This window comes from Paracoccus indicus (assembly GCF_003056335.1).
GTDB lineage: Bacteria > Pseudomonadota > Alphaproteobacteria > Rhodobacterales > Rhodobacteraceae > Paracoccus > Paracoccus indicus.
On record NZ_PYWA01000001.1, the window covers coordinates 360,855 to 374,016 of the forward strand.

Genomic DNA, 13,162 nt, shown 5'->3' on the forward strand with positions numbered 1-13,162 from the left:
TCCGTCAGCCCAGCCAGTCGGCAGCCAGCCGCAGATCCTGCGCCGACAGCTCGTGCCCCGCATCGACGCGCTGCATCCGCGCCTTTGCGCCGGTCCGGACCAGCCAATCCTGCAAGGCCGGTGCGTGAACGCCGTAAGGGTCGCGCGCGCCCTGCAGACCCAAGACCCGGACCTTGGACAGATCGACCAGCGGCGGGTCCTGCAACGCCAGCATCGGGCGCAGCAGGATGGCGCGCCGGATCAATGTCGGATGCAGCGCCATCACGGCAGCGGCGAAATTCGCGCCGTTGGAATAGCCCAGCACCGTCACCCTGGCGGGGTCCAGATCGTATCGGTCCATCGCGCCCAGCCAGAATTCGTCGAAAGCCGCGGCCTCGGTCCGGATGTCGTCCTGATCGAAGCGGTCCATCGACAGGCGGCGGAAGAAGCGGGCAACGCCCTCGTCGTTCGATCTGCCGCGCAAGCCCAGCAGTTGCGCGCGCGGTGCGATGCGGGCGGCCAGTGGCATCAGGTCGGTTTCCGAGCCGCCGGTCCCATGTAGCAGCATCAGCGTGCTGCCGTCGCTGTCCTGCGGACGATGCAGGCTGTGGATGAAGGGCAGTTCGCGCATCGGGGCTCCTTTCGTGATCCCGCCGGGACAACGGTCGACCCGAAGATGCCCGCCCCCGGTCGTTCGCGCCAGACCACCCCTTGGCGAACCCCGCGTTCTTCCCTGCCGAACGCCATGCGGCTTGCCCATGCGCCCCGAACGGCCCACCATGACCCCACCCCAGCAGGAGAAGCCCCATGCCCGTCAGCACCGCAGCCGAGGTTCTGGAATTCTGGTTCTCGGACCGGATGCAGCCCTTCTGGTTCGCCAAATCCGATCAGATCGATGCCGAGATCGCCACGCGCTTCGGCGACACCTATCAGGCCGCCCATGATGGGCAGCTGGACGGCTGGATGGGCAGCGCCGACGATGCGCTGGCGCTCTGCATCGTGCTGGACCAGTTCCCGCGCAACATGTTCCGCGGATCGCCGCGCAGCTTCGAAAGCAACCAGCTGGCGCTGGATCATGCCCGCAAGGCGCTGCAACTGGGCCATGACCGTGAACAGGACCCCAAGCGCCGCCAGTTCTTCTATCTGCCCTTTATGCATTCCGAGGATCTGGCCGATCAGACCACCTCGGTCGAGCTCTACGAGGCGCTTGGCAACCAGCACTCGCTGCATTTCGCGCGTGAACATCGCGACATCATTGCCAAGTTCGGCCGCTTTCCGCATCGCAATGCCGTCTTGGGCCGCGACAGCACGCCGGCGGAACTGGCCTTTCTGGAAACCCACAAGGGCTTCTGACCCAAGGGCGGGGGCTGGATCGCGCCCCCCGTCCCGCCCTATAGGATGCGAAAGACCATCACGGGGGGCATCATGCGGATCTGCGTCATCAACACCGGCGGCACCATCGCCTGCACGGGGACGCCGCTGGCGCCCATGCCCTCGGACCGCTTTGCGCAGGCGGCACGGGATCTGCTGGGACCGTCGCTGGCGGCCAGCCTGCCGGGGATCAGCCTCGAATTCGACACCGGGCTGCGGTTTTCCGACGATGGCCCCGGCACGCTGGACAGCACCGACCTGCGCCCCCGCGACTGGTGTCGGATGGCGGCCCATGTGCTGGACCTCTATGACCGGCATGACGGCTTCGTCATCCTGCATGGCACCGACACGATGGATTACACGGCGGCGGCGCTGTCCTTCCTGTTGAACGTCGCGGACGGTCAGGGTCGGGCGCGGGGCACGCTGTCCAAGCCCGTGATCGTCACCGGATCGCAGCTGCCGCTGTTCGTCCATACCGCCGAAGGGTTGGCGCTGAACGCGGCCAGCGATGCGCTTGGCAACCTTGCCGGTGCGCTGGCCATGACCCGCCTGCGCCTGCCCGAGGTGGCGCTGTTCTTCGACGGGAAGCTGCTGCGGGGAAATCGGGCGCTGAAGTCGTCGACGACGGATTTCGCGGCCTTCGACAGCCCGCATCTGCCGCCGCTGGCCCATGCCGGAATCGGCATATGGCTGGGCAATGCGCAGCCGCTGACCGGCCCCGCGACGCCTGCGCAGGCGCTGGACGATCCGGCTGCCATGGCGCTGGTCCGCGCCCAGCTTGACGCGGTGGCGGATCGCATCGACGCGCAGAACATCGCCCAGATCCCCGCCGTGCCCGCCGCAGGTCCGCTGATGGGCCAGCTGATCAAGGCGGCGTTGGCCTCGGGTGCAACCGGCCTGATCCTGCAAGGCTTCGGCGAGGGCAACATTCCCACCAGCCCCGCCACCCGCGATGCGCTGCAGGCGGCGCGGGACGCGGATGCCGTCACCGTCATCACCAGCCGCGTGACGGGTGGACGCGTGGGGGCCTTCCACTATGCCGCCGGGGCCTGGATCGCCGAGACCGGGGCCATCGGCTGCGGGGACATGACGCCCGTGGCCGCGCTGGCCAAGCTGACGGTCCTGTCGGCGGCGGCCGATCACCACGGGTGGGACCGCGCCACCCTGCAGGCACTGATGCAGCGCAGCCTTGCGGGCGAATGCGCTGCGCCCGATGTGGCTGCGGGACCGCTGTGGCCGGGGCAATCGTTGCGGGCGGTCGACGGGCCGGTGACGCTGACGAACGACCCCGACCACGGGCCGCTTCTGCGCGCGGGCGACGACATCCTGTGGCAGGCGGGCGCGGCGGGACGCTTGCAGATGCAGGGCGACCGGCTGGTGCTGGTCGCGCATGACGGGCAGGCCGCCTGGACCGGCCCGCAGGCCCATCCGCAGGCGCGGATCGCCGTCGCGGCAAACCCCGCCCGCCTGCTGCTGATCGATCCGGACGGCCAGATCACCGCCGCCGCCCTTCAGGGCTGACAGGCGCCGCATGGATTGCTAGCAAGGGCTATCCCCTGCCAAGGAAAGCCCATGTCGCTGATCTATGTCCTGAACGGCCCGAACCTGAACCTGCTGGGGCAGCGCCAGCCCGAGATCTATGGCAGCACCACGCTGGCCGATGTCGAGGATCTGTGCCGCGACGCCGCCGGTCCCCACAAGATCCGCTTCCTGCAGTCGAACTGGGAAGGCCAGATCATCGACTGGATCCACGAGGCACGCCATGACGGCGCGGCCATCGTCATCAACCCCGCCGCGCTGACCCATACCTCGGTCGCGGTGCTGGATGCGCTGAACGCCTTCGACGGCCCCGTGATCGAGGTCCACATCAGCCAGGTCCACAAGCGCGAGGCCTTCCGCCACCACTCCTATGTCTCGATGCGGGCGGATGGGGTGATCGCGGGCCTGGGCGTGCGGGGCTATGCCGCTGCCATGCGCCATGTGGTTTCACTGATCGACTGAACGCGAAGGACCGCCATTCCGGACCGCAGGGAGGAGGAGGTGCGGTGGGAATGACGGCCCTGGCGTGGTCCGTTTCCGAACCAAGGGAGGAGGAGCCCCGAAGCATTCTGGCTTCGTATCTTCAGGATGCGCCCAAGCTGCGGCCGGGTCACGCACCCATGCTGCGCTGCGGCACGAAGGATGGAAATTGGGCAGATCCCATGCAGGATTTCCCTACCATGCCCATGAAACGGGCAGGAAATGGACGCACCGCCGGTTTCAGGTGATTCGAAATCCGGCGGCATGCCCGGTCAGCAGGCACCCTCCAGCGCGGAAAGATAGCTGCGCGACCACCATGCGATGTCATGGTCGATCACGCCCTTCAGCAGTTCGGCATGGCGTTCGCGCCTTTCCTCCAGCGTCATCCGCATGGCCTGCGCCATCGCGCCCGCCGTGTCACTGGGATCATGGGGGTTGATGATCAGCGCCTGCTCCATCGTCTCGGCGGCGCCTGCAAAGCGCGACAGGACCAGAACACCCGGATCGACGGGGTCCTGCGCGGCGACATATTCCTTGGCGACAAGGTTCATCCCGTCGGCCAGCGGCGTCACCAGACCGATGCGCGCCTGCCGATACAGCCCCGCCAGAACCTGACGCGGCATGGCGCGGTGGATGAAGCGGATGGGCGTCCAGTTCAGGCTGGCGAACTGGCCATTGATGCGGCCCGCCAGGTGCTCGGTCTCTTCGCGGATGTCCTGGTAGGCCTCGACCTCGCCTCGGGTGGGGGGCGCGATCTGCAGGAACGAGATCTTCTCGTGCAGGTCGGGGATCTTTTCCAGCAACAGCTGATAGGCGCGGAAGCGGTGGGGGATGCCCTTGGAATAATCCAGCCGGTCGACGCCGATCATCATCTTGGCGCCGGTCAGGCTGCGCATCCGGTCCGAGTCGGGCGCGTCCTGCGCCTCGGCGATGAAATCGGCGGCGTCGATGCCGATGGGAAAGACCCCCGCCTTCAGCTTGCGACCCGACAGGCGGAAATCGGTATCCGAGATGTGGTCCATGTCCGACAACTGCCGCCCGCTTTCTGCAAAGGCCCCCAGATCACGCTCGGCCTGGAAACCCAGCAGGTCGTAATGCGACAGCCAGTCGAACAGCTCCTCGGGGTTGGGCAAGGCACCGCAATCGGCGGGACCGGGGAAGGGGATGTGCAGGAAGTGCCCGATGGGCGCGGTGGCGCCTCGCGCGCGCAACTCGGCCGCCAGCGGGAACAGGTGGTAATCCTGCACCCAGATGCGGTCGTCCTCGCGCAGATGCGGCAGGATCATGTCGGCAATGCGCTGGTTCACCTGCCGATAGCCATCGACATATTCCGGTCTGATCCGCATCAGGTCGGGACGCCCGTGGCATAGCGGCCAGAGGATCGAATTCGAATACCCCAGGTAATAGCGGTCGTGTTCCTGCGCGCTCAGGTCGAAGGACAACCGCTGGAAGGGCGCGCCGGGATGATCCTGCAGGCTGTTGCCGGGTTCTTCGGTGACTTCGCCGGAAAAGCCGATCCACACGCCGCCGGAATTGCGCAGGGCGTCCTCGAGCGCGACCACCAATCCGCCGGACGGATTGTCACCCAGAGGCAGGCGGTTCGAGACGACGATCAGGCGGGACATATGGGCTCCTTCGGTTCAGTTGATCGACGCGTCCAGCCATTCGGCCAGCGCAACGGGATCGGTCAGGCGGTGGTTTGCGGCGGTATCTCCGTCGCCGATCTTGATCGCGAAACCGCCAAGGGACTGCGCCTGCCGCATGGCGGGCTCGTCGGTGTGGTCGTCGCCGGCAAAGACCGGCATGCGCCCCGCGAAAGGCGGGCGCTGCATCAGGCCGGCCAGCGCGCTGTCCTTGCCCACACCGCCCGGACGCAGTTCCAGCGCCATCTTCGAAGGTTGCAGCATCAGCCCCGGGTTCGCCTCCAGCATCTCCTGCATCACCTGTTGGACATAACCTTCCAGCGAGGGGTCGGCGCGGTAGTGCAGCGCGACGCCATGGGGCTTTTCCTCGACCAGCAGGGCGGGATGGGGGCGGGCCAGTTCATGGGCGCGGGCATGCAGGGTGGCGGCGTCGAAGGGTTGGTCGTGGACCGCCTCGATCTGGCCGGGGGCCAGCGACAGTTCCGCGCCATGGCTGCCCGCGACGATGCCCGCGAAATCGGGCAGGAAGCCGCGCAGATCGGCCACGTCGCGACCCGAGATCAGCGCGACCGCCCCGTCCAGCATCCCATGCAGACGCGCCAGCCGGTCCCGCAGCGCGTCCGAGACCACGACCGCATCGGGGCGGTCGGCAATCTCGACAAGGCAGCCGTCGAAATCCAGGAAAAGCGCGGCGTCTTTCGGCAGGTTTGGCGGGGTCATGTTCGGTCCTTTGATCGTGACATGATGTGAACCCCGCTATCGGGTCACGGGTTCGCCCCGACGTCAACTTTTTGTGCCGCGATGCAGCGATCTTTCAGAACTCGACCCCGGCCTGTGCCTTGATGCCCGCGCGGAAGGGGTGCTTGACCTGCCCCATTTCCGTGACCAGATCGGCGGCCTCGATCAGGCTGTCAGGGGCGCCGCGCCCGGTCAGCACCACATGGGTCATGGGGGGCTTTTCGGCGGCCAGGAAGGCCAAGACCTGTTCGACATCCAGATAGCCATAGCGGAAGGCGATGTTGATCTCATCCAGCAGGACCATGCGGATGTCGGGATCGCGGATCAGGTCCTTGGCCTTTTCCCAGCCCGCCTGCGCCGCGGCGATGTCGCGTGACTTGTCCTGCGTTTCCCATGTGAAGCCCTCGCCCATGCTGTGGAACTGGCACAGATCGGCGAAATGCGTGGTCAGCAGGCGGCGTTCGCCCGTGTCCCACGCGCCCTTGATGAACTGCACCACCGCGCAGGGCATGTCGTGCGCGATGCAGCGCATGATCATGCCGAAGCCGCTGCTGGACTTGCCCTTGCCGGGGCCGGTGTGGACGATGATCAGCCCCTTTTCGCCGGTCTTGGTTTCCATCATCCGGTCGCGGGCGGCCTTCTTCTTGGCCATCTTCTGCGCATGGCGGGCCAGATCCTGATCGGGAATGGGGTCGGGCTGCGTCATCGGGTCGCTCCTTCGGGTTGACAAATCGGGGCTGCGGGCCTTTGGTTGGCGCGTGTTGGTTCCTGTCGTAAGGCAGGTGAAAAGGGAATGCGACAGGCAAGGCGTCACCGCCCCGCCCAAGCGCAGCCGCCCCCGCGACCGTGACCGGAAAGGTCGCCCGATCCACTGGCCCCCCATGGGCTGGGAAGGTGGGACGACCGTTGGGCCAAGCCCAGAATTCGCAAGCCGGGAGACCTGCCAGCACCTGTTGATGACGGGCGAACGGGGTGTTTCGCGACCGGCAGGTGATGGCCGGATGCCCCGTGCCATGTCCTCTCGGCCTTTTCCCCCTGATGCCACAGAAGGGAAGGGCCGCAATGCGCGCCATCTTGCATGTCTGCACCACCTGCCGCGGCACGGTGCCCATGGACGACCCCGATGCCCCCCGCCCCGGCGCGGTGTTGCATCAGGCCTTGTCCGACGATCCCCCCGCAGGCGTGGAGATCCGCCCCGTCGAATGTCTGTCCGCCTGTTCGCAGGGCTGTTCGGTGTCGCTGACGGGACCGGGCAAGTGGTCCTATGTCTATGGCCGCCTGACCCCCGCCGACGCCGCCGATATCGCCCAAGGGGCCGCCGCCTATGCCGCCACCGGCGACGGCATCGTGCCTTGGCGCGAACGCCCCGCCATCTTCCGCAAGCAGAGCCTTGCCCGCATCCCCCCGCAGGAGTGACCCCATGTCCGATCTGACCAAGACCCCCGTGACCGTGATCACCGGCTTTCTGGGGGCGGGAAAAACCACCCTCGTGCGTCACCTGATGCAGAACCCGCAAGGCAAGCGCCTGGCCGTGCTGGTCAATGAATTCGGCACGATGGGCGTCGACGGCGAAATCCTGAAGGGCTGCGCCGACGACAATTGCCCCGCCGAGAACATCATGGAGCTGTCGAACGGATGCATCTGCTGCACCGTGGCCGACGATTTCATCCCGACTCTGGAACGGCTGATGGCCCTGCCGCAGAAGCCCGATCACATCCTGATCGAGACCTCGGGGCTGGCGCTGCCGAAACCGCTGCTGAAGGCCTTCGACTGGCCCGCGATCCGGTCGCGCATCACCGTGGACGGCGTGATTGCATTGGCCGATGCCGAGGCCGTGGCCGCGGGCCGTTTCGCCCCCGACATCGCCGCAGTGGACGCCCAACGCGCCGCCGACGACAGCCTGGACCATGAAACGCCCCTCTCCGAGGTCTTCGAGGATCAGATCGCCTGCGCCGATGTCGTCCTGCTGACCAAGGCCGATCTGGCCGGTGATGAGGGCGCCGCCGCCGCCCGCACCGCCATTCTGGACCACGCCCCGCGCAAGCTGCCCATCCTGACCGTGACCGAAGGCGCGATCGACCCCCAGGTGATCCTTGGCCTGAACGCCGCCGCCGAGGATGACCTGGCCGCCCGCCCCAGCCATCACGACGGTCATGACGATCACGAGCATGAGGATTTCGACACCGTCGTCATCGACCTGCCCGAAATCACCGATCCCGCCCATCTGGTCGCGGCGATCGAGCGTCTGGCCGTCGAACAGAACATCCTGCGCGTGAAGGGCCATGTCGCCGTGCAGGGCAAGCCGATGCGCCTGCTGGTGCAGGCCGTGGGTGCGCGCGTCCGCCATCAATACGACCGCCCTTGGGGCAGCCAACCGCGCAAATCGCAGCTTGTGGTCATCGCCGAACATGACGATGTGAACCCCGACGCGATCCGCGCCATGCTGACGGGCGTGCCTGCCTGATGCATGTCGTCTTCCGCGAACGCCACGGGCTGGACCAGTCCGACGCCCCCTATGACCCCGGCCAGTCGCCGGCGGATCTGGTGGCGCTGTCCTTTTCGGACAGCGATCTTGGCGCCTTCGCGGCGGGCTGGCATCGCGCGGCAGGGGGGCTGCCGTCCCTGCGGCTGTGCAACCTTGTGGCGCTGCGCCATCCGGTCTCGGTCGATACCTATCTGGACCAGACGCTGTCGGGCGCCAAGGGCATCCTGATCCGCCTGATCGGGGGCGAGGCCTATTGGCCCTATGGTCTGGCATCCGTGCAGGACATGGCGCGGCGGCGGGGTATCGCGCTGGCCGTGCTGCCTGCGGACGGGCGGGACGATGCGCGGCTGGATCAGGTGTCCACCGTGCCGGCATCGGTGCTGCGCGTGCTGCGCCGTCATTGCGATCAGGGCGGGGCGGTGGCGGCACAGGCGGCGCTGGCGCAGATGGCGATTGCCGCAGGGCTGAACGCGGCCCCCGTGACGGGGCGGAAGACGCTGCCGCAGATGGGGCTCTATGATCCCGAGAATGGCGTGATCGAGACGCCTCCGTTCGGCCCCTTGGCACTGGTCACCTTCTATCGCAGCTGGTTGGCCGCGGCCGATACCGCCGCCATCGACGCGTTGATCCATGCCCTGCGCGCGCGTGGCTTTGCCGCTTGCGGCGCTTTCGCCCCTTCGCTGAAGGCGCCGGGCTTCAACGAATGGCTGCGCGGCAGCCTGCCCGAGGCCCCTGCCGTCATCGTCAACGCCACGGGCTTTTCGTACGGCCAGAATGGCGCCTTCGATGACTTCGACAGCCCCGTCTTTCAGGTCGCCCTGTCCACCAACCGCCGCCGCGAATGGCGCAACGCCGAACGCGGGCTGTCGCCGTCCGACCTTGCCATGAACGTTGTCCTGCCCGAGGTGGACGGGCGCATCCTTGCGGGCGTCATCAGCTTCAAATCCCCCGCCAAGCGCGACCCGGACCTGCAGTATTCCCGCTTTGCCCACCGCCCCGACGCGGCGCTGGTCGAGGCCGCCGTCGACCGCATCGCCGCCTGGCACCGCCTTGGCGCGACGCCTGCCGCCGACCGCCAATTGGTGCTGATCCTGTCCACCTATCCGGGCCGCGACTGGCAGATGGCCCATGCGGTGGGGCTGGATGCGCTGGCCTCGGCGCAGCAGATGGCGAAGCTGCTGGCCGATCACGGCCATGACGTCCCCGCCGTTCAGGGCGACCTGTCCCGCGACCGGATCACATGGCCGCTGGAGGAATACCGTACTGCTCTGACCACCCTGCCCCCAACCCTGCGCGACGATCTGCATGCCGCATGGGGCGCACCCGAAACTGACCCCGACATGCGGGACGGTGCCTTCCATTTCGCCGCCATCCGCGCGGGCAAGCTGCTGATGGCGCTGCAACCCGAACGCAGCCATCGCGCCAACCGCGACGATGATTATCACGACCTGACCCGCGTGCCGCGCCACGCCTATGTCGCCTTCTACCTGTGGCTGCGATCCCAAGGGCTGCATGCGATGATCCACATGGGGGCGCATGGCACGCTGGAATGGCTGCCGGGCAAATCGGTGGCGCTGTCGGGCGACTGCTGGCCTCAGGCGCTGACGGGGGCGCTGCCGGTGATCTATCCCTTCATCGTCAACGACCCTGGCGAGGCCGCGCAGGCCAAGCGCCGCATCGGGGCCGTGACGCTTGGGCATCTGCCGCCGCCCATGCTGGCCGCCACCCTGCCCGACGCCATGGCGGGGCTGGAACGGCTGCTGGACGAATATTCCACCGCCGACGGGCTGGACCCCGCGCGCCGCGACCGGCTGGTGGCCGACATCCGCGACACCTCCCGCGCGCTTGGGGTGGACCGCGACCTGGGCATCCCGCCCGATGCGTCCGAGGCCGAGGCGATCACCCGCATCGACCGCTTCGTCTGCGACATCAAGGAAAGCCAATACGGCCAGGGTCTGCATATCTTCGGCCAAGGCGAATGCGGGGCGCAGGAACGCGCGGGCCTGCTGGACGCGCTGTCGGGACGTCATGTCGCGCCGGGACCGTCGGGATCGCCCGCGCGGGGGCGGCGGGACGTGCTGCCTACGGGGCGCAACCTGTTCGCAACCGATCCTCGCGCGGTGCCGAGCCGCGCCGCCCACGCCCAAGGCGTCAAGCTGGCCGAGGAATTGCTGCGCCGCCACCTGCAGGATCACGGCGATTGGCCGCGCGGCCTGGTCGTCGATCTGTGGGGCAGCGCCACGATGCGCACCGCGGGCGAGGAGTTTGCCATGGCCCTGCATCTGGCGGGGCTGAAGCCTGTCTGGGATGACGGCTCGGGCCGGGTGTCGGGCGTGGAGATCGTGCCGCTGGCCCTGCTGGACCGCCCGCGCATCGACGTGACGCTGCGGGTGTCCGGCCTGTTCCGCGATGTCTTTCCCGTGCTGGCGCAGCTGTTCGAGACCGGCGCGCAGGCGCTGGCCGACCGTGACGAGGCGCCCGAGATGAACCCCTATGCCACCCGCATGGCCCGCGTCTTTGGCCCCGAACCGGGGCGATACGGGCTGGGCATGGGCACCGCCCCCGACACCTTCACCGATGCCGCGCGGCAGGCCGCGGGCGAGGCGTGGATCGCGGCCTCCAGCTGGACCATCGGTCAGGATGGCGCGGTCACGCAGGACCGCAGCGGCATCGAGGCCCGCCTGCAGACCGCCGACAGCTTTGTCCATGCGCAGGACCTGCCCGAAAGCGACCTGCTGCTGGCCGCCGATTACGCCGCACATGAAGCAGGCTTTGCCGCCGCCATGGCCCGTATCGGTGCGGATGCGCCCGCGCTCTATCATCTTGACGCCACGCAGCCCGACCGCCCCCGCGCCCGCACCCTGACCGAGGAGATCGCCCGCACCGTCCGCGCCCGCGCCACCGATCCGCGTTGGGCCGATGCCATGACCGCCCATGGCTTTCGTGGAGCCGCCGAGATCGCCGCCACGCTGGACCACATGGCGGCCTTCGCCCATCTGGCGGATGCGGTGCCGCCGCATCTCTTCGACCTCTATCACGACGCCACCTTGGGGCGCGATGACATCACCGCCTTCATGCAGGACGCCAATCCCGCCGCATTGGCCGCCCTGCGCGACCTGTTCCGGCGGTTGCATGATGCGGGACTGTGGGCGACGCGCAGAAACTCGATCGCTGCCGATCTGGGTGCGGGCGCATGATCGGCGTGAAGGGCTGGTGCCCCGGCGCGCTGCGCCCCATGCAATCGGGCGATGGCCTGGTCGTGCGCATCAAGCCACGGGGCGCCATGCTGAGCCGCGAACAGGCCGCGGGCATCGCCGATGCCGCCGAAACCCACGGCAACGGGCTGATCGACCTGACCGGACGCGGCAACCTGCAACTGCGGGGCGTCACACCCGCAACCCATGCGCCCCTGATCGCCGATCTGCGTGCGCTGGACCTGATCGATCCCGACATCGTCACCGAGACGCGGCGCAACATCATCGTCACCCCCTTCGGCGGCGATGCCACCGATGCGCTGGTGCGCGATCTGGAAGCCGCGCTGGCCGCCAGCGCCCTGCCCCTGCCCGCCAAGTTCGGCTTTGCCGTCGATACCGGCTCTGTGCCGGTGCTGACGCACGACCCGGCCGACATCCGCATCGAATGTTCCGGGCAAGGCCTGATCCTGCGCGCGGACGGGATGGCAAAGGGGACGGCTTTCGGCACCCCAAGCGATGCGGTGGGACTGGCGCAATGGTTTTTGGAACAAGGCGGCGCCCCCGACGGGCGCGGCCGCATGGCAGCGCTGATCGCAGGCGGCATCACGCCCCGCGCCGACCTGGCGCCGAATGATCCGGCCCCTCGTGCGCAGCCTGCATCCCTGAGCCAAGGCGTGCTGGTCGGTTTCGAATTCGGACAGGTCCCCCCCGGCACGCTGCGCCGCCTTGGCAGGCTGGGGCCCTTGCGCCTGACGCCTTGGCGGATGCTGCTGGTGCAGGGCGCGCGCCATCTGCCGCCGATGCCCGGGCTGATCCTTGATGCCGGGGACCCGCGCCTTCGGGTGCGTGCCTGCACAGGCGCACCGGGTTGCACCCAATCCCATGCCGCCACCCGCCCGCTGGCCCGCGACCTGAGCCCCCTGATGGCCCCGGACGCCGTGCTGCACGTCTCGGGTTGTGCCAAGGGTTGCGGCTGGCCGCGTGCCGCCGACATCACCCTGACGGCCACGCCGTGGGGCTTCGACCTGATCCGCTATGGCTGCGCACATGATGCGCCCGCCCTGCGCGGGCTTCACCCCGACCAATTGCCGAAGGTGCTTTGATGCCGCATGTCTACGAAAAGGACGGGGCCGCGATCTATCGCCAGTCCTTTGCCACCATCCGGTCCGAGGCCGACCTGGCACGCTTCGACGCCGATGAGGAACCCGTCGTCACCCGCATGATCCACGCCGCGGGCCTGGTCGGGCTGGAAGCCCATGTCCGCTTCACCCCCGGCATGGCGACCATCGCCCGCGCCGCCTTGGCACAAGGCGCGCCGATCCTGTGCGACGCCCGCATGGTCAGCGAGGGCGTCACCCGCGCCCGTCTGCCTGCCGACAATCCGGTCATCTGTACCCTGAACGACCCCCGCGTGTCCGACATGGCCCGCGACATGGGCAACACCCGCAGCGCCGCCGCGCTGGAACTGTGGCGCCCCCACCTGGAGGGTGCGCTGGTCGCCATCGGCAATGCGCCGACCGCGCTGTTCCACCTGCTGAACATGCTGGAGGACCCCGAGTGCCCCCGCCCCGCTGCCATCGTCGGCTGCCCCGTGGGCTTCGTCGGCGCGGCGGAATCCAAGGATGCGCTGATGGCCGCCCCGCCCGTGCCCTCGGTCATCGTCAAGGGCCGTCTTGGCGGGTCGGCCATCACCGTCGCCGCGATCAACGCGCTGGCCAGCCGCAAGGAATAAC

General features: G+C 68.2%; 12 protein-coding genes and 1 riboswitch. Of the genes, 8 read left to right on the plus strand and 4 right to left on the minus strand.

The window, feature by feature from the left end; all coding sequences use genetic code 11:
- Nucleotides 1-4 precede the first annotated feature (4 nt).
- The gene (locus DDE75_RS01850) at nt 5-610 is read right to left on the minus strand and encodes an alpha/beta hydrolase (RefSeq protein ID WP_108500671.1); all 606 of its coding nucleotides are present in this window, start codon (nt 608-610) and stop codon (nt 5-7) included.
- 176 nt (nt 611-786) lie between these two features.
- On the opposite strand from DDE75_RS01850, the gene DDE75_RS01855 reads away from it, so the two are divergent.
- The 3 genes from DDE75_RS01855 (at nt 787) to aroQ (ending at nt 3,351) form a co-directional block, all read left to right on the plus strand.
- Nucleotides 787-1,332: a DUF924 family protein gene (locus tag DDE75_RS01855; protein WP_108500672.1), complete on the plus strand. Its 546-nt coding sequence runs from the start codon at nt 787-789 to the stop codon at nt 1,330-1,332.
- A gap of 72 nt (nt 1,333-1,404) precedes the next feature.
- On the plus strand, nt 1,405-2,871 hold the full coding sequence (locus DDE75_RS01860; protein ID WP_162798871.1) for an asparaginase: 1,467 nt from the start codon (nt 1,405-1,407) through the stop codon (nt 2,869-2,871).
- Between the two features lie 51 nt (nt 2,872-2,922).
- Entirely contained in the window at nt 2,923-3,351 is a 429-nt protein-coding gene (gene aroQ / locus DDE75_RS01865; protein ID WP_108500674.1) for a type II 3-dehydroquinate dehydratase, read from the plus strand.
- Between the two features lie 290 nt (nt 3,352-3,641).
- Here aroQ and DDE75_RS01870 read toward each other — a convergent pair whose 3' ends face one another.
- From DDE75_RS01870 to cobO, 3 genes are all read right to left on the minus strand, one after another.
- Nucleotides 3,642-4,994 carry an alpha,alpha-trehalose-phosphate synthase (UDP-forming) gene (locus DDE75_RS01870; protein WP_108500675.1) on the minus strand — a complete coding sequence of 451 codons (1,353 nt, stop codon included), beginning with the start codon at nt 4,992-4,994 and terminating at the stop codon, nt 3,642-3,644.
- A gap of 15 nt (nt 4,995-5,009) precedes the next feature.
- On the minus strand, nt 5,010-5,732 hold the full coding sequence (gene otsB, locus DDE75_RS01875; RefSeq protein ID WP_108500676.1) for a trehalose-phosphatase: 723 nt from the start codon (nt 5,730-5,732) through the stop codon (nt 5,010-5,012).
- A 94-nt stretch (nt 5,733-5,826) separates the two neighbouring features.
- Complete coding sequence (cobO, locus tag DDE75_RS01880) at nt 5,827-6,456, minus strand: cob(I)yrinic acid a,c-diamide adenosyltransferase (protein ID WP_108500677.1); 630 nt, start codon at nt 6,454-6,456, stop codon at nt 5,827-5,829.
- 39 nt (nt 6,457-6,495) lie between these two features.
- A riboswitch (cobalamin riboswitch) is annotated at nt 6,496-6,712 on the plus strand.
- Nucleotides 6,713-6,812: 100 nt separating this feature from the next.
- On the opposite strand from cobO, the gene DDE75_RS01885 reads away from it, so the two are divergent.
- The 5 genes from DDE75_RS01885 to DDE75_RS01905 are packed head-to-tail and all read left to right on the plus strand — an operon-like array spanning nt 6,813 to nt 13,161.
- Entirely contained in the window at nt 6,813-7,166 is a 354-nt protein-coding gene (locus DDE75_RS01885; RefSeq protein WP_108500678.1) for a DUF1636 domain-containing protein, read from the plus strand.
- 4 nt (nt 7,167-7,170) lie between these two features.
- Complete coding sequence (gene cobW / locus DDE75_RS01890) at nt 7,171-8,214, plus strand: cobalamin biosynthesis protein CobW (RefSeq protein WP_108500679.1); 1,044 nt, start codon at nt 7,171-7,173, stop codon at nt 8,212-8,214.
- Complete coding sequence (gene cobN, locus DDE75_RS01895; protein WP_108500680.1) at nt 8,214-11,432, plus strand: cobaltochelatase subunit CobN; 3,219 nt, start codon at nt 8,214-8,216, stop codon at nt 11,430-11,432. Before cobW ends, cobN begins: the two co-directional genes overlap by 1 nt.
- Complete coding sequence (gene cobG / locus DDE75_RS01900) at nt 11,429-12,532, plus strand: precorrin-3B synthase (RefSeq protein ID WP_108500681.1); 1,104 nt, start codon at nt 11,429-11,431, stop codon at nt 12,530-12,532. Before cobN ends, cobG begins: the two co-directional genes overlap by 4 nt.
- Nucleotides 12,532-13,161 carry a precorrin-8X methylmutase gene (locus DDE75_RS01905; RefSeq protein WP_108500682.1) on the plus strand — a complete coding sequence of 210 codons (630 nt, stop codon included), beginning with the start codon at nt 12,532-12,534 and terminating at the stop codon, nt 13,159-13,161. Before cobG ends, DDE75_RS01905 begins: the two co-directional genes overlap by 1 nt.
- Nucleotide 13,162 lies beyond the last annotated feature (1 nt).